This is a genomic window from Streptomyces sp. Root1310, assembly GCF_001426425.1.
In the GTDB taxonomy this organism is placed as follows: domain Bacteria; phylum Actinomycetota; class Actinomycetes; order Streptomycetales; family Streptomycetaceae; genus Streptomyces.
In genome coordinates this window covers 344,050-367,545 of the sequence record NZ_LMEQ01000031.1, presented here as the reverse complement: position 1 = coordinate 367,545, position 23,496 = coordinate 344,050, and the positions used below count along the sequence as shown (strand labels likewise).

General features: G+C 72.7%; 24 protein-coding genes. 13 read left to right on the top strand and 11 right to left on the bottom strand.

Annotation, left to right across the window (positions count from 1 at the left end; all coding sequences use genetic code 11):
• Positions 1–132: 132 nt before the first annotated feature.
• The gene (locus tag ASD48_RS32400) at positions 133–549 is read right to left on the bottom strand and encodes a DUF4395 domain-containing protein (RefSeq protein ID WP_057605369.1); all 417 of its coding nucleotides are present in this window, start codon (positions 547–549) and stop codon (positions 133–135) included.
• Positions 550–624: 75 nt separating this feature from the next.
• Between ASD48_RS32400 and ASD48_RS32395 the strand changes: the two genes are divergently transcribed.
• The 4 genes from ASD48_RS32395 to ASD48_RS32380 all read left to right on the top strand — a co-directional run bounded on the left by ASD48_RS32395 (position 625) and on the right by ASD48_RS32380 (position 3,775).
• Positions 625–1,038: a thioredoxin family protein gene (locus ASD48_RS32395; RefSeq protein ID WP_057605368.1), complete on the top strand. Its 414-nt coding sequence runs from the start codon at positions 625–627 to the stop codon at positions 1,036–1,038.
• A gap of 208 nt (positions 1,039–1,246) precedes the next feature.
• The gene (locus ASD48_RS32390) at positions 1,247–1,756 is read left to right on the top strand and encodes a flavin reductase family protein (protein WP_057605367.1); all 510 of its coding nucleotides are present in this window, start codon (positions 1,247–1,249) and stop codon (positions 1,754–1,756) included.
• Between the two features lie 217 nt (positions 1,757–1,973).
• Positions 1,974–2,762 (top strand): electron transfer flavoprotein subunit beta/FixA family protein, encoded by a 789-nt coding sequence (locus ASD48_RS32385; RefSeq protein ID WP_028806184.1) that lies wholly within the window; start codon positions 1,974–1,976, stop codon positions 2,760–2,762.
• Positions 2,763–2,812: 50 nt separating this feature from the next.
• On the top strand, positions 2,813–3,775 hold the full coding sequence (locus ASD48_RS32380; RefSeq protein WP_057605366.1) for an electron transfer flavoprotein subunit alpha/FixB family protein: 963 nt from the start codon (positions 2,813–2,815) through the stop codon (positions 3,773–3,775).
• A 63-nt stretch (positions 3,776–3,838) separates the two neighbouring features.
• Here ASD48_RS32380 and ASD48_RS32375 read toward each other — a convergent pair whose 3' ends face one another.
• Complete coding sequence (locus ASD48_RS32375; RefSeq protein ID WP_057605365.1) at positions 3,839–4,759, bottom strand: endonuclease/exonuclease/phosphatase family protein; 921 nt, start codon at positions 4,757–4,759, stop codon at positions 3,839–3,841.
• Between the two features lie 179 nt (positions 4,760–4,938).
• On the opposite strand from ASD48_RS32375, the gene ASD48_RS32370 reads away from it, so the two are divergent.
• Entirely contained in the window at positions 4,939–6,279 is a 1,341-nt protein-coding gene (locus tag ASD48_RS32370) for an aldolase/citrate lyase family protein (protein ID WP_057605364.1), read from the top strand.
• A gap of 171 nt (positions 6,280–6,450) precedes the next feature.
• Here ASD48_RS32370 and ASD48_RS32365 read toward each other — a convergent pair whose 3' ends face one another.
• The 3 genes from ASD48_RS32365 to ASD48_RS32355 form a co-directional block, all read right to left on the bottom strand.
• Positions 6,451–6,840, bottom strand: coding sequence for a VOC family protein (locus ASD48_RS32365; RefSeq protein WP_057605363.1), 390 nt, complete (start codon positions 6,838–6,840; stop codon positions 6,451–6,453).
• 86 nt (positions 6,841–6,926) lie between these two features.
• A complete protein-coding gene (locus tag ASD48_RS32360; RefSeq protein ID WP_057605362.1) occupies positions 6,927–7,664 on the bottom strand; it encodes a hypothetical protein in 738 nt (245 codons plus the stop codon).
• Positions 7,665–7,670: 6 nt separating this feature from the next.
• Positions 7,671–8,708: a LacI family DNA-binding transcriptional regulator gene (locus ASD48_RS32355; protein ID WP_057605361.1), complete on the bottom strand. Its 1,038-nt coding sequence runs from the start codon at positions 8,706–8,708 to the stop codon at positions 7,671–7,673.
• A gap of 232 nt (positions 8,709–8,940) precedes the next feature.
• Between ASD48_RS32355 and ASD48_RS32350 the strand changes: the two genes are divergently transcribed.
• Complete coding sequence (locus ASD48_RS32350) at positions 8,941–9,912, top strand: ROK family protein (protein ID WP_057605360.1); 972 nt, start codon at positions 8,941–8,943, stop codon at positions 9,910–9,912.
• Between the two features lie 556 nt (positions 9,913–10,468).
• Here ASD48_RS32350 and ASD48_RS32345 read toward each other — a convergent pair.
• Positions 10,469–11,416 carry an ADP-ribosylglycohydrolase family protein gene (locus ASD48_RS32345; protein WP_057605359.1) on the bottom strand — a complete coding sequence of 316 codons (948 nt, stop codon included), beginning with the start codon at positions 11,414–11,416 and terminating at the stop codon, positions 10,469–10,471.
• 117 nt (positions 11,417–11,533) lie between these two features.
• On the opposite strand from ASD48_RS32345, the gene ASD48_RS32340 reads away from it, so the two are divergent.
• Positions 11,534–11,728, top strand: coding sequence for a hypothetical protein (locus tag ASD48_RS32340; protein ID WP_057605358.1), 195 nt, complete (start codon positions 11,534–11,536; stop codon positions 11,726–11,728).
• Between the two features lie 150 nt (positions 11,729–11,878).
• Positions 11,879–12,922, top strand: a complete 1,044-nt coding sequence (locus ASD48_RS32335; RefSeq protein ID WP_057605357.1) for an NUDIX hydrolase — start codon at positions 11,879–11,881, stop codon at positions 12,920–12,922.
• 580 nt (positions 12,923–13,502) lie between these two features.
• Here ASD48_RS32335 and ASD48_RS32330 read toward each other — a convergent pair.
• Positions 13,503–14,858: a dipeptidase gene (locus ASD48_RS32330; RefSeq protein ID WP_057605356.1), complete on the bottom strand. Its 1,356-nt coding sequence runs from the start codon at positions 14,856–14,858 to the stop codon at positions 13,503–13,505.
• A 193-nt stretch (positions 14,859–15,051) separates the two neighbouring features.
• Here ASD48_RS32330 and ASD48_RS32325 point away from each other — a divergent pair, with 193 nt between their 5' ends.
• The gene (locus ASD48_RS32325; RefSeq protein WP_057605355.1) at positions 15,052–16,332 is read left to right on the top strand and encodes a geranylgeranyl reductase family protein; all 1,281 of its coding nucleotides are present in this window, start codon (positions 15,052–15,054) and stop codon (positions 16,330–16,332) included.
• A 15-nt stretch (positions 16,333–16,347) separates the two neighbouring features.
• Here the strand turns inward: ASD48_RS32325 and ASD48_RS32320 are convergent, their stop codons facing one another.
• Positions 16,348–16,803 carry a nitroreductase family deazaflavin-dependent oxidoreductase gene (locus ASD48_RS32320; RefSeq protein ID WP_057605354.1) on the bottom strand — a complete coding sequence of 152 codons (456 nt, stop codon included), beginning with the start codon at positions 16,801–16,803 and terminating at the stop codon, positions 16,348–16,350.
• A gap of 164 nt (positions 16,804–16,967) precedes the next feature.
• Here ASD48_RS32320 and ASD48_RS32315 point away from each other — a divergent pair, with 164 nt between their 5' ends.
• The 3 genes from ASD48_RS32315 to ASD48_RS32305 all read left to right on the top strand — a co-directional run bounded on the left by ASD48_RS32315 (position 16,968) and on the right by ASD48_RS32305 (position 20,238).
• Positions 16,968–17,657: a TetR/AcrR family transcriptional regulator gene (locus tag ASD48_RS32315; protein ID WP_057605353.1), complete on the top strand. Its 690-nt coding sequence runs from the start codon at positions 16,968–16,970 to the stop codon at positions 17,655–17,657.
• Positions 17,658–18,127: 470 nt separating this feature from the next.
• Positions 18,128–19,393: a sensor histidine kinase gene (locus ASD48_RS32310; protein WP_057605573.1), complete on the top strand. Its 1,266-nt coding sequence runs from the start codon at positions 18,128–18,130 to the stop codon at positions 19,391–19,393.
• Positions 19,394–19,572: 179 nt separating this feature from the next.
• Entirely contained in the window at positions 19,573–20,238 is a 666-nt protein-coding gene (locus ASD48_RS32305; RefSeq protein ID WP_057605352.1) for a response regulator transcription factor, read from the top strand.
• On the opposite strand, the gene ASD48_RS32300 is transcribed toward ASD48_RS32305, so the two are convergent.
• Together ASD48_RS32300 and ASD48_RS32295 are read right to left on the bottom strand one after the other, a co-directional pair.
• Positions 20,199–20,483, bottom strand: coding sequence for a DUF6332 family protein (locus ASD48_RS32300; protein ID WP_057605351.1), 285 nt, complete (start codon positions 20,481–20,483; stop codon positions 20,199–20,201). The genes ASD48_RS32305 and ASD48_RS32300 overlap by 40 nt on opposite strands.
• Positions 20,484–20,583: 100 nt before the next feature.
• Positions 20,584–22,080, bottom strand: a complete 1,497-nt coding sequence (locus ASD48_RS32295) for an MFS transporter (protein WP_057605350.1) — start codon at positions 22,078–22,080, stop codon at positions 20,584–20,586.
• Between the two features lie 86 nt (positions 22,081–22,166).
• On the opposite strand from ASD48_RS32295, the gene ASD48_RS32290 reads away from it, so the two are divergent.
• Positions 22,167–22,571 (top strand): MarR family transcriptional regulator, encoded by a 405-nt coding sequence (locus ASD48_RS32290; RefSeq protein WP_057605349.1) that lies wholly within the window; start codon positions 22,167–22,169, stop codon positions 22,569–22,571.
• A 176-nt stretch (positions 22,572–22,747) separates the two neighbouring features.
• Here the strand turns inward: ASD48_RS32290 and ASD48_RS32285 are convergent, their stop codons facing one another.
• Complete coding sequence (locus ASD48_RS32285) at positions 22,748–23,494, bottom strand: maleylpyruvate isomerase family mycothiol-dependent enzyme (RefSeq protein ID WP_057605348.1); 747 nt, start codon at positions 23,492–23,494, stop codon at positions 22,748–22,750.
• Between the last annotated feature and the right edge of the window lie 2 nt (positions 23,495–23,496).

Genomic DNA, 23,496 nt, shown 5'->3' with positions numbered 1-23,496 from the left:
CGCAGCCGTAGGTTTACGGCATCTCGCAGATCGTGCCCGAATAACGGCCGGGGAGCCAGCCCCAGCGCCCGGGAACGGCGAGATCCTCGTCACGTCAACCCCCTTGATCGACCTCGGGCTTTTAAGCCGCCTTTACTCCGCGCGCACCGCGACCCGCCGTACGAGCAGGTACATCTCGCATCCGAGGCAGTACCCGAAAGCGGCATTGAGGAACGCGGCCGCGAGCGCCGCCCCGGTCGCCGCGAGGCCCAGCCAGCCAGGACCCAGGGTCAGGCCGACGAGTCCGGTGCCCGCGAACAGCAGACCCACCGCCTGCGCGAACCGCGGCGGCTCCGGCGCCTCGAATTCGGTCGGCGGCCCGATCCGCGGCCGTACGGCCCTGCGGAACACCCAGCCGTACGGTGAGCGGCCCACCCCGCCCGCCGCGCCGAGCGCGAACGCCAGCGTCTGCCACGCCAGCAGCCAGGCGTTGCCGCTGATCAGCACGACCGCGAGTACTACGGTCGTCACGGCGGCCCCGAAGCGCGGGCCCCTCGCATCGATGTCCATGAATCAAGCATTCCGCAACGGAAACGATTCCTTGGGCCGGGAATCTTTGCAGTCTCGTGAACGCTGGAGGACCTGATGGCAGGACTGCTGGTGTGCGTGGCGGTGCTCGCGGCGGCGAGCGCCTACGGAGTGCTGCACAAGCGGCGGAGCGGGAGGGTGCGGGTGCGCGGGCGCGACGACGGCAAACGGCTGGGAGCCGACAGGCTGGGCGGCGAACTGGGCGAGCGGGCCACGCTCGTGCAGTTCTCCAGCGCCTTCTGCGCGCCGTGCCGGGCCACCCGCAGGGTCCTCGGCGAGGTGGCCGGCGCGGTCCCCGGCGTCACCCACATAGAGATCGACGCCGAGGCGCACCTGGACCTCGTACGCGAGCTCGACATCCTCAAGACCCCGACCGTCCTGGTGCTCGACGCCGACGGCCGCGTCGTGCGACGGGCCACCGGCCAGCCCCGCAAGGCGGACGTCATCGCGGCCCTGGGGGAGGCCGTGTGAGCGGTCCGTGGGGGACGGTGAGGCATCTCCCAGATACCGGAACGTACTTGACTGTGCGCGCCACCTATCGTCAGCCTGACCGTATGCCTGAGGAACTCCTTCTCCACGGACGGGTCCACGTGGACCTGGTCCGTACCGCGAGCGCGCGCTGTCCGGCCCGTTGAGCACCCACGGCCCGGCTCGCCACTTCCCGCAGAAGGACAACCCCATGACGGTCATACCCGGCCTCGGCTCCGCCCGACTGGCCTCTCCCGACCTCCTGCGCTCCGTCTTCCGCCGGCACGCCGCGGGGGTCGCCGTGATCACCGCGTCCGGCGAGGGCGGCCCGGTCGGCTTCACCGCCACCTCGCTCAGCTCCGTCTCCGCCGAGCCGCCGATGCTCTCCTTCGGCATCGGCACCGGAGCCTCCAGCTGGCCCGTGCTGTCCCGGGCCACCCACGTGGGCGTTCACATACTCGGCGAGCACCAGCAGGAGCTGGCCGCGACCTTCGCCAGGAGCGGCGCCGACCGCTTCGGCGCGCCGACCGTCTGGCGCGACGGGCCGCAGGGTGTTCCCGTCCTGGACGACGTGCTGGCGTGGCTGGTGTGCCGGGTCGTCGCGCGGGTCCCGGCGGGCGATCACCGCATCGTGCTGGCCGAGGTGGTCCTGGGCGACCCGGAGGGCGCGGGCCGCCCGTTGCTCTACCACCAGGGGCGGTTCACCGCCCTGCGGGATTGATCACGCCCGGCTCTCCTGCGAACTCGTCGAGTTCCGATTACGCTGCGTTGCAAAGGTCACAGTTCAAAGCGCTTGCTTAGCGGGAACGAACTGGGTGTACTGACGAGTAATATTTCGGTCGGAGCGCGGGCCGCCCCGACCGGGATCGGCCGCTTGTGGCGCCTATGCTGCCTGGAAGAAGGCAGCCGAGAACTGACGATGCAGTAGGAGAGCCGGCGTGAGCTTGAGGATCGTTGTCACTGTGAAGTACGTGCCCGACGCCACTGGCGACCGGCACTTCGCCGATGACCTGACCGTCGACCGGGACGACGTGGACGGTCTGCTCTCCGAGCTCGACGAGTACGCGGTCGAGCAGGCGCTGCAGATCTCCGAGAACTCCGACGACGACGTGGAGATCACCGTCCTGACGGTGGGCCCCGAGGACGCCAAGGACGCGCTCCGCAAGGCCCTCTCCATGGGCGCCGACAAGGCGATCCACGTCGAGGACGACGACCTGCACGGCACCGACGCCATCGGCACCTCCCTGGTGCTGGCCAAGGCGATCGAGAAGGCCGGCTACGACCTGGTCATCTCCGGCCTGGCCTCCACCGACGGCACCATGGGCGTCGTGCCGGCCCTGCTGGCCGAGCGCCTGGGCGTCCCGCAGGTCACCCTGCTCTCCGAGGTCTCCGTCGAGGACGGCACCGTCAAGGGCCGCCGGGACGGCGACGCCGCCTCCGAGCAGCTCGAGGCCTCCCTGCCGGCCGTCGTGTCGGTCACCGACCAGTCGGGTGAGGCGCGTTACCCGTCGTTCAAGGGGATCATGGCGGCCAAGAAGAAGCCGGTCGAGTCCTGGGACCTGTCGGACCTGGACCTGGAGGCCGAAGAGGTCGGCCTCGAGGGTGCCTGGACCGCGGTCGACAGCGCGACCGAGCGTCCGGCCCGCACCGCGGGCACGATCGTCAAGGACGAGGGCGAGGGCGGCAAGCAGCTCGCTGAGTTCCTCGCGGGCCAGAAGTTCATCTAAAGGCCCTTCGCCGACCGCCCCTCAACTTCGTTTCGCAGGAGAGCAATCCCATGGCTGAAGTCCTCGTCTTCGTCGACCACGTGGACGGTGCCGTCCGCAAGCCCACCCTGGAGCTGCTGACGCTGGCCCGCCGCATCGGCGAGCCGGTCGCCGTCGCCCTCGGCGCGGGCGCCGAGAACACCGCCGCCGCGCTCGCCGAGCACGGCGCCGTGAAGGTGCTGACCCACGACGCGTCCGAGTACGCCGACTACCTCGTCGTACCGAAGGTCGACGCGCTCCAGGCCGCGGTCGAGTCGGTCTCCCCGGCCGCCGTCCTCGTCCCGTCCTCCGCCGAGGGCAAGGAGATCGCCGCCCGTCTGGCGCTGCGCATCGGCTCCGGCATCATCACCGACGCCGTCGACATCGAGGCCGGCGACGAGGGCCCGGTGGCCACCCAGTCGGTGTTCGCCGCGTCCTTCACCACCAAGTCCCGCGTCTCCAAGGGCACCCCGGTCATCACCGTGAAGCCGAACTCGGCCGCCGTCGAGGCCGCCCCGGCCGCCGGTGCCGTCGAGGCCCTCGCGGTGACCTTCTCCGCCCAGGCCACCGGCACCAAGGTCACCGGCCGTACGCCGCGTGAGTCGACCGGGCGTCCGGAGCTGACCGAGGCCGCGATCGTGGTCTCCGGCGGCCGCGGCGTCAACGGCGCCGAGAACTTCGCCCTCATCGAGTCCCTCGCCGACTCCCTCGGCGCGGCCGTCGGCGCCTCCCGTGCCGCGGTGGACGCCGGCTGGTACCCGCACACCAACCAGGTCGGCCAGACCGGCAAGTCCGTCTCGCCGCAGCTCTACATCGCCAACGGCATCTCCGGCGCCATCCAGCACCGTGCCGGCATGCAGACCTCGAAGACCATCGTGGCCGTCAACAAGGACGCCGAGGCCCCGATCTTCGACCTGGTCGACTACGGCGTGGTCGGCGACCTGTTCGACGTCGTCCCGCAGCTCACCGAGGAGATCAACACCCGCAAGGGCTGATCACCCGGCAGTCGCAGGACTGTCCGAGGCCCCCGTGACCTGTACGGTCACGGGGGCCTCGGCTCATTCCAGGGTCATCGAGGCCTGCACCGGCAGGTGATCGCTCGGGTACTGGCCGTCCAGGCGGAAGGTGTCGGTCCACTCGCGGTGGACGGTGACGCCCGGCGTCGCCAGGATCCAGTCGATGCGGTCCCCGTTCGGCGTGAGCGTCCTGTACCCGTGGTACGTCCCATAGGCCGCGTCACGCGCGCGTGCCGTGTCCCAGGTGTCGACCAGCCCGGCGGCCAGCAGCCTGTCATGGACCGGATTGACATGGGCGACGGCGTTGAAGTCGCCGGTCAGCAGCAGCGGCAGCGAGCGGTCCAGGCGGGCGATCCGGGCGGCGATCAGGTCGGCGGAGCGCACGCGCGCGTACTGGCTGGCGTTGTCGAGATGGGTGTTGAGGACGTAGAACTCCTGCCGCGCGCGCAGATCACGGAAGCGGACCCAGGTGACCATGCGGGGGTAGTTCGCCCCCCAGGTGTTGGAGCCGAGCACGTCCGGCGTGTCGGAGAGCCAGAAGTGCGCGTGCTCGACGGGGGCGAGCCGACGGGTGTCGTAGAAGACGGCCACCGCCTCCGGGTCCTCCACGCTGCGGCCCTTGCCGATCCAGTCGTAGTGCGCACCGAAGTCGGCCTCGATGTCGCGCAATTGGGCGGGCAGGCCCTCCTGGGTGCCGACGACGTGCGGAGCCGCCCGGCGCAGCAGTGCCCGCATCACCGGACGGCGGACCGTCCAGGTGTGCGCGTCCTTGGCGCCCGGGTAGCGCAGATTGAAGGTCATGACCTTCAACGGCGGCACGGCCGCGGGCCGGAGCGCCCGGCGCGCCGGGCTCTCGTGCCGGGTGGCGGACGATCCTGCCGTGCCCAGCACGGGCACGGTCGCCAGCGCGGCCAAGGCCGTGCGCAGCCCCGCCCGCCGGGTCGGCCCCGTGGTGCCGGTCATATGTTTCCTCCCTTGTGAGACAGGATGAAGGTGAGGACGGTCGTGCGGAAGAGGGAGACGGTGTGGCGGTGAGCGCGGGACCGCGCCGTGGACAGGGTGTTGACCTGCCGGAAGCCGCACGGATAACTTCGCTCTACGGATTGTTGATTCCGTACAGCGGAAAAACCGGAGGGTGTGGAATGGGTCAGGGCCAGCAGGAGACGGTCACGACGAGCCTCGCGGGCGCCGTCAGCGAGGAGATCAGCGCCTCCCTCGCCCCGGTCGACGCCGAGCTCGACCGCCGCTACCCCGGCGACCCCGGCACCCGGCAGCCCGTCCACACCGTCTACGTCCCCGCCGACGCCTTCGACGCCGACACCATCCGCTCCTGGGGCGACCGGGCCCTCGCGGCCCTCGACGAGCACGCGCCCGACGCTGCCTCCTTCGCCTCCTGTCTCGGCCTCTCCCGGGACCTCGCCGAGCCCGTGTACGCGCGCGTGCGGGCCAAGCTGGAGCGCGAGCCCATCGAGGACCTGCGCGTCGACTTCGAGGACGGCTACGGCCCCCGCCCGGACGCCGAGGAGGACGCCACGGCCGCCCGCGCGGCCCGGCTGATCGCCGAGGCGGGCGCCAAGGGCACCGCGGCCCCGTACATGGGTATCCGCATGAAGTGCATGGAGGCCGCGGTGCGCGACCGGGGCATCCGCACCCTCGACATCTTCCTCACCGGCCTGATGGAGAACGGCGGCCTGCCCGACGGCCTGGTCCTGACCCTGCCGAAGGTGACCTATCCGGAGCAGGTCACCGCGATGGTCCGGCTCCTGGAGGCCTTCGAGCGGGCCCGGGGCCTCGACGCCGGACGGCTCGGCTTCGAGATCCAGATCGAGACCAGCCAGTCCATCCTCGCCACCGACGGCACCGCGACGGTCGCCCGCATGATCCAGGCCGCCGGCGGCCGCGCCACCGGCCTGCACTACGGCACCTTCGACTACAGCGCCTGTCTCGGCGTGTCCGCCGCCTACCAGGCCAGCGACCACCCCGCCGCCGACCACGCCAAAGCGATCATGCAGGTCGCGGCGGCCGGCACCGGGGTACGCGTCTCGGACGGCTCCACCAACGTGCTGCCGGTCGGCCCCACCGAACAGGTGCACGCCGCCTGGCGGCTGCACTACGGACTCACCCGCCGCGCCCTGTCCCGCGCCTACTACCAGGGCTGGGACATGCACCCCGGCCACATCCCCACCCGCTACGCGGCCGTCTACGCCTTCTACCGGGAGGGCTTCGCCCAGGCCGCCGAGCGGCTCGCGCGCTACGCCGACCGGGCCGGCGGCGATGTGATGGACGAGCCCGCGACCGCCAAGGCGCTCAGCGGCTACCTGCTGCGCGGCCTGGACTGCGGCGCCCTCGACCTCGCCGAGGTGACCGGCGCGACCGGGCTCGGCCGGGAGGCGCTGGAGGGCTTCGCGACGCCGCGCCGAGGGGATCTGACGGTCTCCGGGCAGGAGGAACGGCGGCCGGTGAGCGGTGGCCCCGGGGCCTGACCGTCCCACGGCCCGGACCTCGGCTGCCCGGCCCCCTTCGGACCGCGCCCGGTGCCCGCCTCCTCTTCCGGGGAGGCGCCGGCCGGAGGAGCGGGGTGTCCTCGCCGAGGACCGGCACCGCTTTGCGGATACCGCGCAACCCCTGCCCCGCCGGCCTCTGTTCAGCGGTGACTACTGCTGCGGGAGCTCGTACGGACGGGTGATGATCTCCATGCCGTGACCGGCGGGATCCATGAAGTACACGCCCCGGCCGCCGTGGTGATGGTTGATCTCGCCCGGCTGCTTGCCGTGCGGGTCGGCGAAATACGTGATCCCCGCCCGCTCGATCCGCTCGAAGGCCGCGTCGAACTCCTCGTCCGAGACGAGGAACGCGTAGTGCTGCATGACGATGGACTCCGCCGGGATGCTCGCGAAGTCCAGGGTGACGCCGTTGCTGGTGCTCACCGGGACGAACGGGCCCCATTCGGGGCCGACTTCGAGTCCCAGGATGCGGGCGAGGAACTCGGCTGACTCGCGGTTGTCGCGGGAGTGGACGATGGTGTGATTCAACTCGACTGACATGTGTGGAATGCCTCCGTAAGGCAAACTCACGGGCGCCTCCATGCCTCACCCGGCCGGTGACCGACACGCGACGCCGTTCGATCATTCTATCGGACGTGCAGGTGTTCCAGGCCGGAAGCGGTCACCAGATTCTCTTCCGCGAACAGCTGGGTGCCCCGCTCGCACCGCCGCGCGTCGGCCCGGGCGCGGGCACAGAACTCCTCCGGTGTCGCCCCGAACAGCTCCCGCAACGCCTGTGACCGTGCGAGGAGTTCGGTGAGCAGAGGACGTTGCCCGGGATGACTGCGCGGGATGCCGTCCCCGTTGTGCAGCACACCATGGTGGTTCACGTACGCGAACGGGTCGAGGAGTGCCTCGCCGTTCTCCAGCTCGACCCGGAATCCCGGCGCGGGCAGCAGCACCCGGTCGTAGTGCGGCTCCGTACCGTCGATCAGGGCGAGTTGCTCCGGGTTCAGCCAGATGACGAACAGCTCCCGGGTGACGGCGGGGGCGTCGACGGGGGAGGCGGACACATAGCCCGCGCGGCTGATGTGCGCCGAGACGCCGACGTCGATGCCCGTCACCCGGGCCCTCACCATGGGGATGGGTGAGGTGACTGCGAACCCGGCCATTTTGTGCCGCAGTTGGGCGGGGCTGGCGTTGGAGCCGACGGCCACGACCGGAGTGCGGCCGGGATGCGTCAGCCGGTCCAGCGGCAGCAGCTCGTCCCCGTGCAGCAGCCCGGACGCGGCCGGCCAGGCGCCGGGATAGCTCAGCGGGTGGTCGCGCGGCGCGTCGGCCAGGCCCAGTGCCCGAAGTGTGCGGTGCTCGTCGCGGGGGTCCATGGCGTCTCAGTCGGCCGGCGGCAGTTCGCCCGAGCCGCGCGTGACGAGCCGGGTCGGCAGTTCGATGCGCTCGGGGGTGATCAGCGTGCCGTCCAGCTGCCCGAACAGGCGCTCCGCGGCGGTACGGCCCAGCGTGGCCGCGTCCTGGGCGACCACCGTGACCCCCGGCTGGAGCAGGTCGGCGAGCTCCAGGTCGTCGAAGGCCACCAGGGCGACCCGTCGGACCTGCTCGGCGAGCACCCGGATCACGGTGACCGTCACCCGGTTGTTGCCCGAGAAGATCGCCGTCACCGGGGCCGGCCCGGACAGCATCTCCTCCGCCGCGCGGCGCACCCGCAGGGGATCGGTGGCACCCAGCGACATCCAGGCGTCCTCGACCGGTATGCCGGCGTCCTCCATCGCCGTCCGGTAACCGCGCAGACGCTCGGCGGCGGTGTGGATGCGGGGCATGTCGCCGATGAAGCCGATCCGGCGGTGCCCGTGCGCCACCAGATGGGTCACGCCCTCGTGGGCGCCGCCGAAGTTGTCCGACAGGACGCAGTCGGCGTCGATCTGCCCGGCCGGCCGGTCCACGAACACCGTGGCGACGCCCGCCTTGATCTCGGGTTCCAGGTACCGGTGGTCGTCACCGGCCGGGATCACCACCAGACCGTCCACCCGGCGCGCGCACAGCGCCAGCGCCAGCTCCTGCTCCCGGTCCGGGTCCTCGGCGCTGGAGCCGTTGATGAGCAGGGCGCCGTGGGCGCGTGCCACTTCCTCCACCGCGCGGCTGAGCGGCCCGTAGAACGGGTCGGCGAGGTCCTCCAGGACCAGGCCGATGCTGGCCGTGCTGCCCTTGCGCAGCACCCGGGCGCTGTCGTTGCGGCGGAAGCCGAGCGCGTCGATGGCCTCCTGGACACGGCGTTCCGTCTCGGGCGTGACGCCCGGCTCGCCGTTCACCACCCGCGAGACCGTCTTGAGGCCGACTCCGGCGCGAGCGGCGACGTCCTTCATGGTGGGACGGTTGCCGTAGCGGCTCTCGGGCCGGCGCTGCGTCTCGGGCACGATGCTGTGTCCTGTCCTGTCGTCCACGGGAGGTCGGCCAGGCACGCCGTCCACAACATGTTGCGCACGGGGATGCGTGGGTCCCAGGGTGTGTATGAGGATGTGGCGTCGAGCATAGAGCCTGGACAACGTTGTCAGATGCGGGAGAGACTGTCCACCGCATCTCCGGCCCGCGTCCCCCAATCGCTGGACCGGCCAGCCCTTCCATGGTGGACCGGGAGAAACCAGACTGATGTACACCGACCTCGTGGCCGCGCTCGACATCGGCGGCACCAAGATCGCCGGAGCGCTGGTGGACGGCGACGGCACGATCCTGGCCCGCGCGCAGCGCCCCACGCCCGCCCAGGAGAACGGCGACACCGTGATGCGGGCCGTCGAGGAGACGCTGGCGGAGCTGACCGCGGCTCCGCTGTGGGGGCGCGTCCGAGCCGTCGGCATCGGCAGCGCGGGTCCGGTGGACGCCTCGGCGGGCACGGTCAGCCCGGTGAACGTGCCCGGCTGGCGCGGCTTTCCGCTGGTCGACCGGGTGCGGGCGGTGACGGGGAACCTCCCGGTCGCACTCATCGGCGACGGCGTGGCGATCACGGCGGCCGAACACTGGCAGGGCGCCGCCCGCGGGCACGACAACGCGCTGTGCATGGTGGTCTCCACCGGCGTGGGCGGCGGCCTGGTCCTCGGCGGCCGACTGCACCCCGGCCCCACCGGCAACGCCGGACACATCGGCCACATCAGCGTCGAACTCAACGGGGACCCGTGCCCGTGCGGCGGGCGAGGCTGTGTGGAACGCATCGCCAGCGGTCCGCACATCGCCCGGCGGGCCCTGCAGAACGGCTGGCTGCCCGGACCCGACGGCGACACCTCCGCGGCCGCGGTGGCCGCCGCCGCCCGCGCGGGCGACCCGGTCGCCGTGGCGTCCTTCGAACGGGCCGCCCAGGCCCTGGCCGCCGGCATCGCGGCCACCGCGACCCTCGTCGAGATCGACATCGCGGTGATCGGCGGGGGCGTGGGCAAGGCAGGCGAGGTGCTCTTCGCCCCCCTGCGCCGGGCGCTCCGGGACTACGCCACGCTCTCCTTCGTCCAGCGTCTGACCGTGACGCCGGCGCAGATGGGTACGGACGCGGGTCTGGTGGGAGCGGCCGCGGCGGCGCTGTCGGCGAGCACGGGGGCCGGAGCGGGGGCGGGCGCCACGGCGGCGGGAGTCTGACGCCCGGCGGACGGCCCCGCGGGCGGGGGTCTGACGCCCGGCGGACGGCCCTTCGAAGGAACGTTTCCGGCCTCGGAGCGGTGTCAGCGGGGCGGCGGCGGACCGGGATGCCGGTGGGCGTGGTTGTGCTTGCGCTTTCGTTGCGCTGGTACCCGTGCCGGGTGAGGGGGCGTGCGGGTGCCGCCCGCCCCTCGCGCCGGGTGGCCGGGGCGGCGCGGGCTCGGGCGGTGCCGCCCAGCCGTCGTAGGGCCCGGTGTGTGACGGTCGCTCGGCGAGATACCGGTCCGCCGTCCCGGCTGCTGTCCCGGCCTCGTCGGCCGACTGTGTGACGGTTACTCGGCGAGGTGTCGGCCCGTCGTCCCGGCTGCCGTCCCGGGCGGCGTTTCGGCGTATCCGCGGGCGCGGGCGCGGGCGCGGGCTCGGGCGGGGCGCGGCCGTCGCAGGGTCCGGTGTGTGACGGTGACTCGGCGAGGTGGCGGCCTGCCTGCCGTACCGGTTGCCGTCCCGGTTGTCGTCATGGTTTCCGTACCGGCCCCGGTGGCCGGCCGTGTGACGGTCACTCGACCATGTGCCGGGCCGCCGTCCCGGTCGCCGTGGCGGCGTCCCAGCCGCTCCAGGCCGGGATGGCCTCGCAGGACCGCCGCCAGCCGGCTGGGACGGCGTCCGTGCCGGTCCGGGACGCGACCACGCCTCCCGCGATGGCGCAGGTCGTGTCGCGGTCACCCCACCCGCCGACGGTCTGCCACAGTGCCTCGGGCAGGTCGTCCAGGTGCCCCGCGGCGCACCAGAGGGCGAACGGCACCGTGTCCGGAGCCGAGATCAGCGTCCCCGAGCCCAGCACGGACGCCGCGTGGCGCACCGAGGCGCGCTCGGGGAGGCCCGCGGCCACCAGCAGTCCGGAGCGGACGTCGCTGTCCGGCAGGTACGAGGCGACCTCTCGCAGGAACGCGCCGCGCGCAGGTGCTTCCCGGCCCGCGCTCGCTGCCGCCAGCGCGGCGGCTACCGCCACGGCCACCGCGCCCGCGACCGCCTCGGGGTGGGCATGGGTGGCCAGGGCCGACAGCCGGGCCTGCTCGCGGGCGGCCGTGAGGTCGTCCCGGAACCAGGCCCCCAGCGGGGCGACCCGCATCGCGGCGCCGTTGCCGTACGAACCCTGTCCGCCGAACTGTCCCGTAGTCACCGCCCGCCAGTCCTCGCCCTCGCCGACGCGCCGCAGCACGCTGTGCATGGACGGGCCGTACTTGCGGCCCGGGTCGCGGCGGTACTCGGCGGCGAACTGCCGGGCCAGGTCGCCGGGACGGACCTCCCCGTGCTCCGTCAGATGGGCGAAGAGGACGAACGCCATCGCCGAGTCGTCCGTCCACGGCCAGGGCGCGGGACGCGGCTCCCGCGCCGCCCACAGTGCTTCGGCGGGCTCGTCGGAGCGGGTGAACCAGCTGTCGCCGAAGGCGTCGCCCGTCACCAGACCGTCCAGGCAGGCGTGGGCGTGCTGCGGGCCGATCATGGCGAATCTCCTCCGAACCGTCGGTGACCACGGCATTCTCGCCGCAGACCGGTGGATCGTGCGCGGGGATTACGGGTGACGCGTGACCCCGTGCCCGCCGGCGCCGTTGATCCCCGCATGAAGAAGCGCAGCATGCTCGCCATCGCCTCCCTCGCCACCGGCTTCGTCGTCGCGGCGATCACCCCCTCGCACGGCGTGGGCGGTGCCGACCTCGACGGGCTGAACGTGGGCGACACCCTCAGCACCCTCGACCACACCATCTCCAGCGACAGCCTGGCCATCGACGACGACGCCCTGGGGCAGAACGACTGACGGACCGGGCACCGATCACGAACGCCGTGGCACGGGCACCCCACCGCGAGGGGGCCGGCGCCACGGCGTTCGTGCGCCCTCAACGGGAACTGGTTTCCGTGGCAGGGTGGAGCGGGCAAGCCACAGGGGGCCAACAGAAGAGGGGGAACCGTGACCGTCGTCTGGATCAACGGCGCGTTCGGTGCGGGGAAGACCACCACCGCACGGGAATTGATCGACCTGATCCCGAACAGCACGCTCTTCGACCCCGAGGTCATCGGCGGAGCTCTCCCGTACCTGCTGCCGCCCAAACGTCTCGCCGAGGTCGGCGACTTCCAGGACCTGCCGATCTGGCGGCGGCTCGTGATCGACACGGCGGCCGCGCTGCTCGCCGAGCTGGGCGGCACCCTCGTCGTCCCCATGACCCTGCTGCGCCAGGAGTACCGCGACGAGATCTTCGGCGGTCTCGCCGCCCGTCGGATCCCCGTCCGCCATGTGCTCCTCGCCCCGGGGGAAACGATCCTGCGCGAGCGAATAGCCGCCCGTGAGGTCCCGCCGGACCTCCCTGACGGCGAGATACGCATCCGTCAGTGGTCGTACGACCACATCGAGCCGTACCGCGCCGCCCTCGCCTCCTGGCTCACCGCCGACGCCCATCCCGTCGACAACGGACTCCTCACTCCGCAGGAGACGGCCGCCCGGATAGCCGAGGCCGTGGGCAGCGGCGCCGTGGCCGCGTGCGACATCGTGCAGACCCCCGAGCCCACCGCCGAGACGGTGGCCGCCGGTGTCCTCCTCTTCGACGAGCAGGACCGGGTGCTGCTCGTGGACCCGACGTACAAGCCCGGCTGGGAGTTCCCCGGCGGGGTGGTGGAGCCCGGCGAGGCGCCCGCGCGCGCGGGCGTGCGCGAGGTCGAGGAGGAGACCGGGATCCGGCTGGACGACGTACCCCGGCTGCTGGTCGTCGACTGGGAACGGCCGGCCCCACCCGCCTACGGGGGGCTGCGCCTCCTCTTCGACGGCGGACGGCTCGACGCCGCCGCCGTGGCGGGGCTGCTGCTGCCCGGCCCCGAACTGCGGGCCTGGCGCTTCGTCACGGAGGAGGAGGCGGCCGACCTCCTGCCGCCAATCCGCTACGAGCGACTGCGCTGGGCGCTGCGCGCCCGCGAGCGCGGGGCGGCGCTGTATCTGGAGGCGGGCGTGCCGACCGAGTGAGCGCCGCGAGGGGGACGGGATCCGCCGCAGCGCCTCCGCAGGGAAGGCGAGGGATGGCGAGGGAGGCGAGGGAAGGCAGCGGACCGGCTCGCCTCCCGCGACCTCCGCTCGTACCCCTCCCGAAGCGGTGACCGTCCCGGGACTTCGCCGCGCGGGAGGGCCGCCTCCGCCGTGTGCGCCGTGATCTCCGGCCCCGCGAACCTCGCGAACTCGGCCGCGCCGCTTGCGTGATCCGCAGGCAAGCGGGTGAGGGCCACTCGCCGTACGGCCCCGGGCAGTACGACCCGTCGTACGGCCCCGGGCAGGCAGCCGAGCGCCCCGACAGCCGCCGCGACGGCCCCCGCGGGAGCCGGGCGGCCCCGCGTCGACGGGGCCGACTCGTCGCCGTCGGGCCGGAGACAGGACTGGCCGACCCTGGGGCGGAGCGGAAGGCCTGGCCGACCCGGAGGTGGAGCGGAAGACCTGGCCGACCGGGAGGCGGAGCGGGTGCGGGCGGGGGAGGAGTTCGTCGAGGTCCACGGGGCGAACGCGGAGAGGGCCCCGCCCGGTGGACGAGGCCCTCTGCCGACGGCGGAGCGGGTCAGCCGGCCGCGTAGTTGCGCAGGAACAGGGCCTCCGCCACCGAGAGCCGCTCCAGCTCCTCGGGGGACACGCTCTCGTTGACCGCGTGGATCTGCGCCTCGGGCTCGCTCAGACCGATGAGGAGGATCTCCGCCTGCGGGTAGAGGGCGGCCAGGGTGTTGCACAGCGGGATGGAGCCACCCTGCCCCGCGTACTGCATGTCCTGGCCGGGGTAGGCGATCGCCATCGCGTCGGCCATCGCCGCGTACGCCGGGCTGGTGGTGTCCGCGCTGAACGCCTGGCCCTGGCCGATCTGTTCGGTGCTCACGCGCGCGCCCCACGGCGTGTGCGCCTCCAGATGGGCCTGGAGCAGCTTCGTCGCCTCGGCCACGTCCACGCCCGGCGGCACCCGGAGGCTGACCAGCGCACGGGCACCCGCCTGCACGGACGGGGTGGCGCCGACGACCGGCGGGCAGTCGATGCCCAGGACGGTGACGGCCGGGCGGGCCCAGATGCGGTCGGCGACCGTGCCGGAGCCGATCAGACCGACGCCTTCCAGCACCTTGGCGTCCTGGCGGAACTGCGCCTCGTCGTACTGGAGGCCCTCCCAGTGCGCGTCGCCGGTGAGGCCGTCCACGGTCGTGGAGCCGTCCTCGGCGCGCAGCGAGTCCAGGACCCGGATCAGCGCGCTCAGCGCGTCCGGAGCCGCTCCGCCGAACTGGCCGGAGTGCAGATCGCCCGCGAGGGTGTCGACCCGCACCCGCATCATGGTCATACCGCGCAGCGTCGAGGTGACGGTCGGCAGACCCACCCGGAAGTTGCCCGCGTCGCCGATGACGATGGTGTCGGCCGCCAGCAGGTCGGGGTGCTGTTCGGCATACCGCTCCAGACCACCGGTGCCCTGCTCCTCGGAGCCCTCCACGATCATCTTCACGGTGACCGGGACGCCCCCGTTGGCCTTCAGGGCGCGCAGCGCGAGCAGGTGCATGATCACGCCACCCTTGCAGTCGGCGCTGCCGCGGCCGTACCAGCGGCCGTCGCGCTCCGTCAGCTCGAAGGGCGGGGTGGTCCAGCCGGCCTCGTCCAGCGGCGGCTGGACGTCGTAGTGGGCGTAGAGCAGGACCGTCCTGGCACCGACGGGACCCGGCAGGCACCCGTACACCGACTGTGTGCCGTCCGGGGTGTCGAGCAGGGCCACGTCCTGGAAGCCCTCGGCGCGCAGCGCGTCCGCGATCCAGTTCGCGGCGGCCTCGCTCTCGCTCCGGGGGAACCGGTCGAAGTCCGCCACCGACTTGAAGGCCACCAGCTCGGTGAGCTCCGCCCGTGCCCTGGGCAGCAGCGAGGCGACGGTCTCGGCGACCGGATTCGACGACATGGGCACGCTCCTTGTGGGTGCGACGTTGTACTGGTGTGTACTGGTCCGTACGGGTGACCGTGCGAGCGTACGCGCCTGCCGGAATGTGGGGCGCGCGCGCCGCCGATCCTCCCACAGCGGACCGTGGCGATCTCCGCCGTAGGATGCGGGGGACAGGTGCGGCAAGCGGCTTGATCAGGAGCAGTAGACCATCGTGAGCAGCGAGAACTCTCCGGCGGACGACGAGAACTCTTCGGCGGACGACGCACGGCAGGTGTGGGACGTCGTCGTGGTCGGCGCGGGCCCCGCAGGGGCTTCGGCCGCCTACGCGGCGGCGGTCACGGGACGGCGGGTGCTGTTGCTGGAGAAGGCGGAGCTGCCCCGCTACAAGACATGCGGCGGCGGCATCATCGGGCCTTCCCGCGACTCGCTGCCACCCGGCTTCGAACTGCCCTTCCGCGACCGGGTGCACGCGGTGACCTTCTCGAACAACGGGCGCTTCACCCGCACCCGCCGCTCCCGGCAGATGCTGTTCGGGCTGATCAACCGGCCCGAGTTCGACCATCAGCTCGTCGAGCACGCCCAGAAGGCGGGCGCCGAGCTGCGCACGGGAGTCACCGTGCAGCGGGTCGAGCAGCACGGCTCGGCGGTGCCGGACCGGCGCACGGTCGCGGTCGTCCTCCAGGGCGGCGAGACGCTGCTGGCGCGCGCGGTGGTCGGAGCGGACGGCAGCGCGAGCCGCATAGGGGCTCATGTCGGGGTGAAGCTCGACCAGGTGGATCTGGGCCTGGAGGCGGAGATCCCGGTGCCGGAGACGGTCGCCGAGGACTGGAAGGGCCGGGTCCTCATCGACTGGGGCCCGATGCCCGGCAGTTACGGCTGGGTGTTCCCCAAGGGGGACACGCTGACGGTCGGTGTCATCTCGGCGCGCGGCGAGGGCGCGGCGACCAAGCGCTACCTGGAGGACTTCATCGGGCGGCTCGGTCTCGCCGGGTTCGAGCCGAGCATCTCCTCCGGCCACCTGACCCGCTGCCGGGCCGACGACTCCCCGCTGTCGCGCGGGCGGGTCCTCGTGTGCGGTGACGCGGCGGGGCTGCTGGAGCCGTGGACCCGCGAGGGCATCTCCTTCGCGCTGCGCTCGGGCCGGCTCGCGGGCGAGTGGGCGGTCCGCGTCTCCGAGGCGCACGACGCCGTGGACGCCCGTCGGCAGGCGCTGAACTACGCCTTCGCGATCAAGGCGGGCCTCGGCGTGGAGATGAGCGTCGGCAAGCGGCTGCTCGCCCTCTTCGAGCGTCGTCCCGGACTCTTCCACGCGGCCCTCACCGGGGTCCGCCCGGCCTGGCGGGCGTTCACCGACATCACCCGCGGCCGGACGACCCTGGGCGAGCTGATCCGCTCGCATCCGATGGCCCAGCGGGCACTGGCCGCGGTGGACCGGCGGCAGGCGGCGACAGCGGCCCCGGCGACCCCGGCGGCCGAGGAGAGCGGCGCCTGACCCGAAGGGAGCGGATCACCGTCGGTTCGTGACGGTGATCCGGAACACCGGGTGGTCAGGGGCGATCCGGCGCATCTCGGCGTCCGGGGAGTCCGGACCCACCCCGTTGAAGAAGACGCCGACCTCGGCCTTCCAGCGCTTGAGGTAGGCGCGCAGCAACGGCGTCTTGTCGTCGTCGGCGACCTCGACCGCGGTGAACTCCTCCACGTTCTTGCCGAGGCGCAGCTCACCGCCGCCCACCGCCCGCATGTTGTGCGTCCACTGGACGTGGCCCCGCGGTGCGATCAGGTACTGCTGCCCGTCCACCGTCAGCAGGTTGACGGGGGTGGTCCGCCACTGGCCGCTCTTGCGGCCGCGGACCGCCAGCACCCGGGACCCCCACACGCTCAGACCCCGGCGGGTCAGCCAGGCCACGGCGCGGTTGAAGACGTTGACGGTGAACCAGCCGGGCTTCTGCACGTGGGTGGACATGGCTGCTGCCTCCTGAACGAAAACGGGACGGAAAGTGTGAGCACTGCTCTCGCTTGAGATGAGTCTGCCGTGTGCACCCGCTCCATAGCAAGAGCGGTGCTCTCTTTTTTGTGCACCGATCCTCACCGGGTGCGCTGCTCTGTGTTCGTGGGACACTGGCCCGCATGAGCAGCATCGTTCGAGGGGCCCGCGCCCGTGCCAGGATCGAAGTCACCGCCGCCATCAAGGAGGAGGCCCGCAGACAGCTCGCGTCGGACGGCGCGTCCAGGCTCTCGCTACGCGCCGTGGCCCGTGAGCTCGGCATGGTCTCCTCCGCGCTGTACCGGTACTTCCCGAGCCGCGACGACCTGCTCACCGCACTCATCATCGACGCCTACGACTCCCTCGGCGAGGCCGCGGAAGCCGCGCACGCGGCCGTGACCGACGCCGCTCCCGTCGAGCGCTGGGTCACGGTCGGCGAGGCGGTGCGCGGCTGGGCGCTGGCGCATCCGCAGGAGTACGCGCTGATCTACGGCTCGCCGGTGCCCGGCTACAGCGCGCCGCAGACGACCGTCCCGGCCGCCGCCCGAGTCGGCCTGCTCCTCATCGGCATCGTGCGCGACGCACACCGGAGCAACGCGCTGGAGGTACCGCTCCTGACGGACGAGCTGGTCCCCGAGGCGGTCCGGCTGGCGGCCGACCTCGCCCCCGACCTCCCGCCGGGGGCGGTCACGGCGCTGGTGGCCGCGTGGGCCCAGCTGTACGGACTGGTCGGCTTCGAGCTGTTCGGGCAGTTCAACCGGGTCGTGGAGGAACGCGAGCCGTTCTTCCGGCACGCGGTCACGCGCCTCGCCCAAGGAGTGGGACTCCGCTAGGGCGCGTCGCTGAGCGTGGGGGCGCCCGGCCGGAAGTGCCGTGACCTGGTCGTCAGGGCTGCAAGTGCCGCGGCCTGGTCGTCAGGGCTGCAAGTGCCGCGGCCTGGTCATCAGGGCCGGAAGTGCCGTGGCCCGGGTGTCGAAGCCGCTCAGTGCGGTGCCTTCCCGTAGGAGCCTCCCGTACGGGACGGCCCATCGGACGAGCCGGGGCGTCGCGGTCGACGGCCCGCCACTCGACCGTCGCCCCGTCGCCCCCGCGTCCTGACCGGCCGGGCGTCCCGGCCGCCCCGCGCCCGGCAGGACGGCCGGTGAAGTCCGGGGCTGCCTGGTGCTGCCCGGTGCTGCCCGGCAAGGCCGTCGGTCCAGGGGCCGGGCCGTCCTCGGAGGCGACGCGTACTTCCAGGGGAGTACGGCTGATCACCTCGCCCGGCGGACGTCCCGCGCGGCCGGCGGCGTCTAGCGTGGCGGACATGGCAGAGGAGCGGACGCAGGGGCGCGGTGGCCCGGGACAGTGGTGGTCGCAGGGGCCGCCGCGCCGGCTGCGCCGCCGGGGGGCGGACGGGGACGGCCGGGAGGGCGGGGCGGACCCGGAGCCGAGTGCCGCGCGGTGGCCCTGGCGCTCCACCGTGCTGCTCACCGCCTTCGTCCTCGTCGGCTCGAACTTCGCGGCCCATGCGCAGGAGGGGGAGCGGGCACCGCTCGACGCCTTCGCGCGTGTGCTGCTGGTGCTCGCCTCCGGGCTGCTGCTGTGGCGGCAGCGGTACCCGGTGGCCGTCGTGTTCGGCACGGCCTCCGTCGCCGCGCTCTACCTGGGCGCCGGCTACCCGTACGGACCGGTCTTCCTGACCGTGGCCGTGGCTTGCTTCACCGCCGTGATCGCCGGGCACAGGCGGGCCGCCTGGACGGCGCTGGGCCTGCTGTGGGCCGTCCATCTGCTGGTCGCGCACTGGCTGTACCGGTGGCTGCCGCCCGCCGGTGACGACGCGGCCTCCTACGGGCAGGAGATCGTCGTCGCGGGATGGGCCGTGGCAATCGTGGCGGTCGCGGAGCTGGCCCGGATACGGCGTGAACAGTGGGCCCGTGAGCGGGCCGAGCGCGCCCAGGCCGCCCGGCGGCGTGCCGACGAGGAACGGCTGCGGATCGCCCGCGAACTGCACGACGTCCTCGCGCACAGCCTCTCGGTGATCAACGTGCAGTCGGGTGTGGGCCTCGCGCTCCTCGACTCCGACCCGGAGCAGGCGCGCACCGCGCTCACCACCATCAAGTCCGCCAGCAAGGAGGCGCTGGGCGAGGTGCGCCAGGTGCTCGACAGCCTCCGCACGCCGGGGGACGCGCCGCGTACCCCCGCACCCGGCCTGGACCGGCTGCCCGAACTGGTGGAACAGGCGGCGCGCGCGGGCCTCACGGTCGATGTCTCGGGCCGGCCGCCCCGGTTGTCGCCGCACACGGATCTCGCGGCCTTCCGTATCGTCCAGGAGGCCCTCACCAACGTCGTACGCCACTCGGGTTCGCGCCACGCGCGCGTGCGGCTCGAAGAGGGGGGCGGGACGCTACGGCTGCGTATCGACGACGACGGTCCGGCGACCGGAGCCGACGCGGGCGGCAGCGGCAACGGTCTGGCCGGGATGCGGGAGCGGGCCGCGGCCCTGGGTGGCACGATCGAGGCGGGACCGCGGCCCGACGGCGGGTTCAGGGTCCTCGCCGTGCTGCCCACCAGGGCCGGCGAGACCCGGTGAACGCGGCGGGACCGGCGGACGGGGCGGGACCGGCGGACGGGGCGGATGCGGCGGCACCTGCGGATGCGGAGCGACCGGCGAACGGGCGGGAATGGTCTACGGGGCAGGACCGGTGGGCGACAGGCAACCGGTGGACGCGACCGGTGGACGACAGGCGACCGGTGGACGAAGGAGGCACGGTGATCCGCGTACTGCTCGCCGACGACCAGTCGTTGGTCCGGGCGGGGTTCCGGGCGCTGCTGGACGCGCAGCCGGACATCGAGGTGGCGGCCGAGGCCGCCGACGGGGAGGAAGCGGTGCGTGCGGTGCGCGAACTGCGGCCCGACGTCGTGCTGATGGACATCCGGATGCCCCTGCTCGACGGTCTGGCCGCCACCCGCCGGGTCACCGACGACGAGGCGCTCTCCCAGGTCAAGGTCATCATGCTGACCACCTTCGAACTCGACGAGTACGTCTTCGAGGCGATCCGCTCGGGCGCTTCCGGCTTCCTGGTCAAGGACACCGAACCGGAGGAACTCCTGCGTGCCGTGCGGGCGGTGGTCGCCGGGGACGCGCTTCTCTCGCCGGGAGTCACCCGTCGCCTCATCGCCGAGTTCGCAGCCCGCTCCAAGGAGCCCGCCGCGGCCGACGCGCTGAGCCGGCTCACCGAGCGGGAACGCGAGGTGATGGCGCTGGTCGGGATCGGACTGTCCAACGAGGAGATCGCGCGCAGGCTGGTGGTCAGCCCGCTCACCGCCAAGACCCATGTGAGTCGCACGATGGTGAAGCTGGGCGCCCGGGACCGGGCCCAACTGGTCGTCCTGGCCTATGAGTCGGGGTTGGTCCGGCCGGGCTGGCTGGGCTGAGCGCCCCTACGGAGGCGGAGGAGGACGGAGACCACCCGGACCACGAACACCACGGGAGCGAGGGCCAGGCCCGCCCGGAGCAGCGACTTCTCCGCCAGGTCCGGCAGTTCGAAGAGCAGCGCCGGACCGGCCACCGCCCCGAAGAGTACTGCCGCCGCGAACAGCGCACTGCACAGCGCGTATCCGATCTCGACGGTGATCATGTCCCGCTCGGCCTGCGTGCGCCGCCCCCCGTACCCGCTCATACGGCGAGTCTCACAGGTGTGCGCCCGGCGGGGCAATCGGCCCCGCCGGGCGCACTGCTGAGGCGGCTTCCCCTCAGGACCCGTCTGTCGAATCGGGCCCCTAGTCGCGGGCCCCCACGGGCTCCGCTTCCGCTGCCGCCTCCGGCACGGTGGACCTGGCGATCACGACCGAGTCGCGGGTGCGCCGGGTGCGCAGCCCGGGGAGGGTGATGAGCAGGCCCGCGGCGGCGATGGCCGTCACCACCGCCAGTCCGGGACGGTAGCTGTCGAGGACGGCCTGCGGGGTGGGGTCGGCCGGGGCGCCCGCGGTCACCACCGCGGTCACCACCGCGAGGAAGATCGCGCCGCCCACCTGCACGGAGGTGTTGAGCAGCCCCGAGACCATGCCCTGCTCGTGGTCGGCCACGCCGTTGGTGGCCTGGATGTTGAGCGACGGGAAGACCAGCGCGCAGGCCGCGCCGATCAGCAGCATGGTGGGCAGGATCACCGCCGCGTACACCGGGTCGAGATCGACGCGCAGGAACAGCGCGTACCCGGTGACCATGAAGGCGAAGCCCGCCGCGATCAGCCGCGGAGTGCCGAACCGGTCGACGATCGAGCCCATCTTGGTCGAGGACACCGCGACCAGCGCGCCGGCCGGCAGGAAGGCGAGTGCCGTGTGCAGCGCCGACCAGCCGAGCAGCGTCTGCATGTAGAGCGTGGCCAGGAACTGGAAGCCGACGTACGAGCCGAAGAAGGCCATCGCGCCGAGCTGGGCACGGATCTGGCTGCCGGAGCGCAATACGCCGAGCCGGATCAACGGACCGGCAGAGCGGCGCTCGACGAGGACGAAGACGGTCAGCAGGGCGGCGACGGCGAGGAACGACAGCAGCGTGCGGGCGGAGGTCCAGCCGGACTCCGGTGCCTGGACCACGGTGAAGACCAGCAGCAGCATCGACGCGGTGCCGAGCACGGCGCCGGGCACGTCGTAGCCGTTGTGGTCCTTCTCGCGTTCGCTGCGCGGCAGCAGCTTCAGACCGGCCGCCAGCGCGAGCAGGGCGATCGGCGCGGGCAGCAGCATGGTGAGGCGCCAACTCGCCTCGGTGAGCAGGCCGGAGAGGACCAGTCCCATCGAGAATCCGGTGGCGGCGCAGGTGGTGTAGATGGAGAGCGCCCGGTTGCGCAGCGGGCCCTCCGGGAACGTCGTGGTGATGATGGACAGGCCGGCCGGGGCCGTGAAGGCGGCGCTGAGGCCCTTGATGAAGCGGCTCGCGATCAGCAGCGGGCCCGAGTCGACCAGCCCGCCGAGCAGCGAGGCCAGCGCGAAGACACCGAGGGCGATCAGGAAGACCTGACGGCGGCCGAGCAGGTCGGCCGCGCGACCGCCGAGCAGGAGCAGGCCGCCGTATCCCAGGATGTAACCGCTGACGATCCATTGCAGGGTCGAGGTGGAGAGGCCGAGGTCGGAGCCGATGGACGGCAGGGCGACGCCGACCATCGACACGTCCAGCGCGTCCAGGAACATCGCGGCGCACAGCACCAACAGGGTGCCCCACAGCCGCGAGGTCCAGCGGCCCTCGGCGAGAGGGGACGCGGGGGAGGGGAGCGGAGAGGTCATGACGGAGAGACTACATGCGCGTGCATCGAATGCAAGCGCATTTAATTCCGATGCAATAATTGGTGTTCTCTGCTACGGTGCGCCCCATGGCGGCGAAGAAGGGTGAGGCCGAGGCCGAGCAGGCGCTCGTGGAACAGTGGCGGGACATGCTGGCGCTGCATGCGCGGACCCAGTGCGAACTCGACCGGGCACTGCACCAACACGGCCTGTGCGGAAGCGACTTCGAGGTGCTGGACGTCCTCGCGGAGTCGGCGGCGCCGGACGGCTCGTGCAGCTATCGGGTCCAGGAGATCGCCGAGCGGGTCCACCTCAGTCAGAGCGCGCTGTCACGGCTCGTCGCCCGTCTGGAGAAGGACGGTCTGGTCGAGCGCGGCATGTGCGCGGAGGACCGCAGGGGTGTCCGGGTCGCGCTCACCGGGAAAGGGCGCGCGCTGCACGGTGACGTACGGCCGGTGCAGCGCGCGGTGTTGACCCGGATGCTCACGGACTGACCGCGGCGGACTGTCGGTCGACGACGGTCCGCGGGCTGACGACGGTCTTCGGGTGGACGGCGGCCCGCGAGGTAAGACAGCCCGCCGGTTGACGGCGAGCCTGTCGGCCGATGACGGCCCGCGAGGTGAAGACGGCCCACCGGTTGGCGGTGGGCCTGCCGGCCGATGACGGCCTGTCAGCCGATCGCGGATTTCTCCCGCCACAGTGTCGCCAGTGCGGCGTCCCCGGTGACGGCCGGGAGCGGCAACCGGTTCCACAACGCCAGGTAGAGCTGTGCTGCGGGACCGGACACCTCGCAGTCGGCGTCCGCCTCGCCGTTCCGCTCCGTCACGGGCGGCTCCGCCGACAGACGTACGGTCCACACGGCGTCGGCCGTGTCCGTCGCGCGCACCCGCAGGACCCGGGGCCGGTCGGTCCGCACCCGGCTCTTGGCGCGGGCGTGGAACCCGCGCAGCAGCTCGTCGATGCCGTCCGCGGCGAAACCGGTGGCGATGTCCCGGGCGATCTCCTCGGGAGCCCGGCCACGGGCCGATTCCGCGTCCACGCGGTGTACGGCCGTCTCGTGCGCCTGCCGCCTGGCCCAGAACGCGAGCGGTGACGGCGCGGGCAGGAAGTGCCAGCACCGCAGGTCGGGCGGGGCGCAGGACAGGGTGTCGACGAGCCGCAGATGGCCCTCGCGGAACCAGTCCAGCAGCGCGTCGCCGTCGAGCTCCGGCGGTTCGTCGAACGGATGGAACGAAGGGTCGCCGTCGGCGACGAACGACGTCGCCCAGCGGTGCACCGCGCCCGTGTGCCGCAGGAGGTCCCTGACCTGCCACTCCGGGCAGGTCGGCACCTTCGCGTCGGGGCCCGCTTCCGCCGCCGCGGCGGCGAGCGACCGGCCTTCCCGGTCGAGGGCGTGGATGAACTCGGCAGTCTTCATGA

Excerpts from the sequence above, each read along its gene's own strand:
- ASD48_RS32400 (WP_057605369.1), bottom strand. The coding sequence starts at position 549 with ATGGACATCGATGCGAGGGGCCCGCGCTTCGGGGCCGCCGTGACGACC.
- ASD48_RS32395 (WP_057605368.1), top strand. The coding sequence starts at position 625 with ATGGCAGGACTGCTGGTGTGCGTGGCGGTGCTCGCGGCGGCGAGCGCC.
- ASD48_RS32390 (WP_057605367.1), top strand. The coding sequence starts at position 1,247 with ATGACGGTCATACCCGGCCTCGGCTCCGCCCGACTGGCCTCTCCCGAC.
- ASD48_RS32380 (WP_057605366.1), top strand. The coding sequence starts at position 2,813 with ATGGCTGAAGTCCTCGTCTTCGTCGACCACGTGGACGGTGCCGTCCGC.
- ASD48_RS32375 (WP_057605365.1), bottom strand. The coding sequence starts at position 4,759 with ATGACCGGCACCACGGGGCCGACCCGGCGGGCGGGGCTGCGCACGGCC.
- ASD48_RS32370 (WP_057605364.1), top strand. The coding sequence starts at position 4,939 with ATGGGTCAGGGCCAGCAGGAGACGGTCACGACGAGCCTCGCGGGCGCC.
- ASD48_RS32365 (WP_057605363.1), bottom strand. The coding sequence starts at position 6,840 with ATGTCAGTCGAGTTGAATCACACCATCGTCCACTCCCGCGACAACCGC.
- ASD48_RS32360 (WP_057605362.1), bottom strand. The coding sequence starts at position 7,664 with ATGGACCCCCGCGACGAGCACCGCACACTTCGGGCACTGGGCCTGGCC.
- ASD48_RS32350 (WP_057605360.1), top strand. The coding sequence starts at position 8,941 with ATGTACACCGACCTCGTGGCCGCGCTCGACATCGGCGGCACCAAGATC.
- ASD48_RS32345 (WP_057605359.1), bottom strand. The coding sequence starts at position 11,416 with ATGATCGGCCCGCAGCACGCCCACGCCTGCCTGGACGGTCTGGTGACG.
- ASD48_RS32340 (WP_057605358.1), top strand. The coding sequence starts at position 11,534 with ATGAAGAAGCGCAGCATGCTCGCCATCGCCTCCCTCGCCACCGGCTTC.
- ASD48_RS32330 (WP_057605356.1), bottom strand. The coding sequence starts at position 14,858 with ATGTCGTCGAATCCGGTCGCCGAGACCGTCGCCTCGCTGCTGCCCAGG.
- ASD48_RS32320 (WP_057605354.1), bottom strand. The coding sequence starts at position 16,803 with ATGTCCACCCACGTGCAGAAGCCCGGCTGGTTCACCGTCAACGTCTTC.
- ASD48_RS32315 (WP_057605353.1), top strand. The coding sequence starts at position 16,968 with ATGAGCAGCATCGTTCGAGGGGCCCGCGCCCGTGCCAGGATCGAAGTC.
- ASD48_RS32310 (WP_057605573.1), top strand. The coding sequence starts at position 18,128 with ATGGCAGAGGAGCGGACGCAGGGGCGCGGTGGCCCGGGACAGTGGTGG.
- ASD48_RS32300 (WP_057605351.1), bottom strand. The coding sequence starts at position 20,483 with ATGAGCGGGTACGGGGGGCGGCGCACGCAGGCCGAGCGGGACATGATC.
- ASD48_RS32295 (WP_057605350.1), bottom strand. The coding sequence starts at position 22,080 with ATGACCTCTCCGCTCCCCTCCCCCGCGTCCCCTCTCGCCGAGGGCCGC.
- ASD48_RS32290 (WP_057605349.1), top strand. The coding sequence starts at position 22,167 with ATGGCGGCGAAGAAGGGTGAGGCCGAGGCCGAGCAGGCGCTCGTGGAA.
- ASD48_RS32285 (WP_057605348.1), bottom strand. The coding sequence starts at position 23,494 with ATGAAGACTGCCGAGTTCATCCACGCCCTCGACCGGGAAGGCCGGTCG.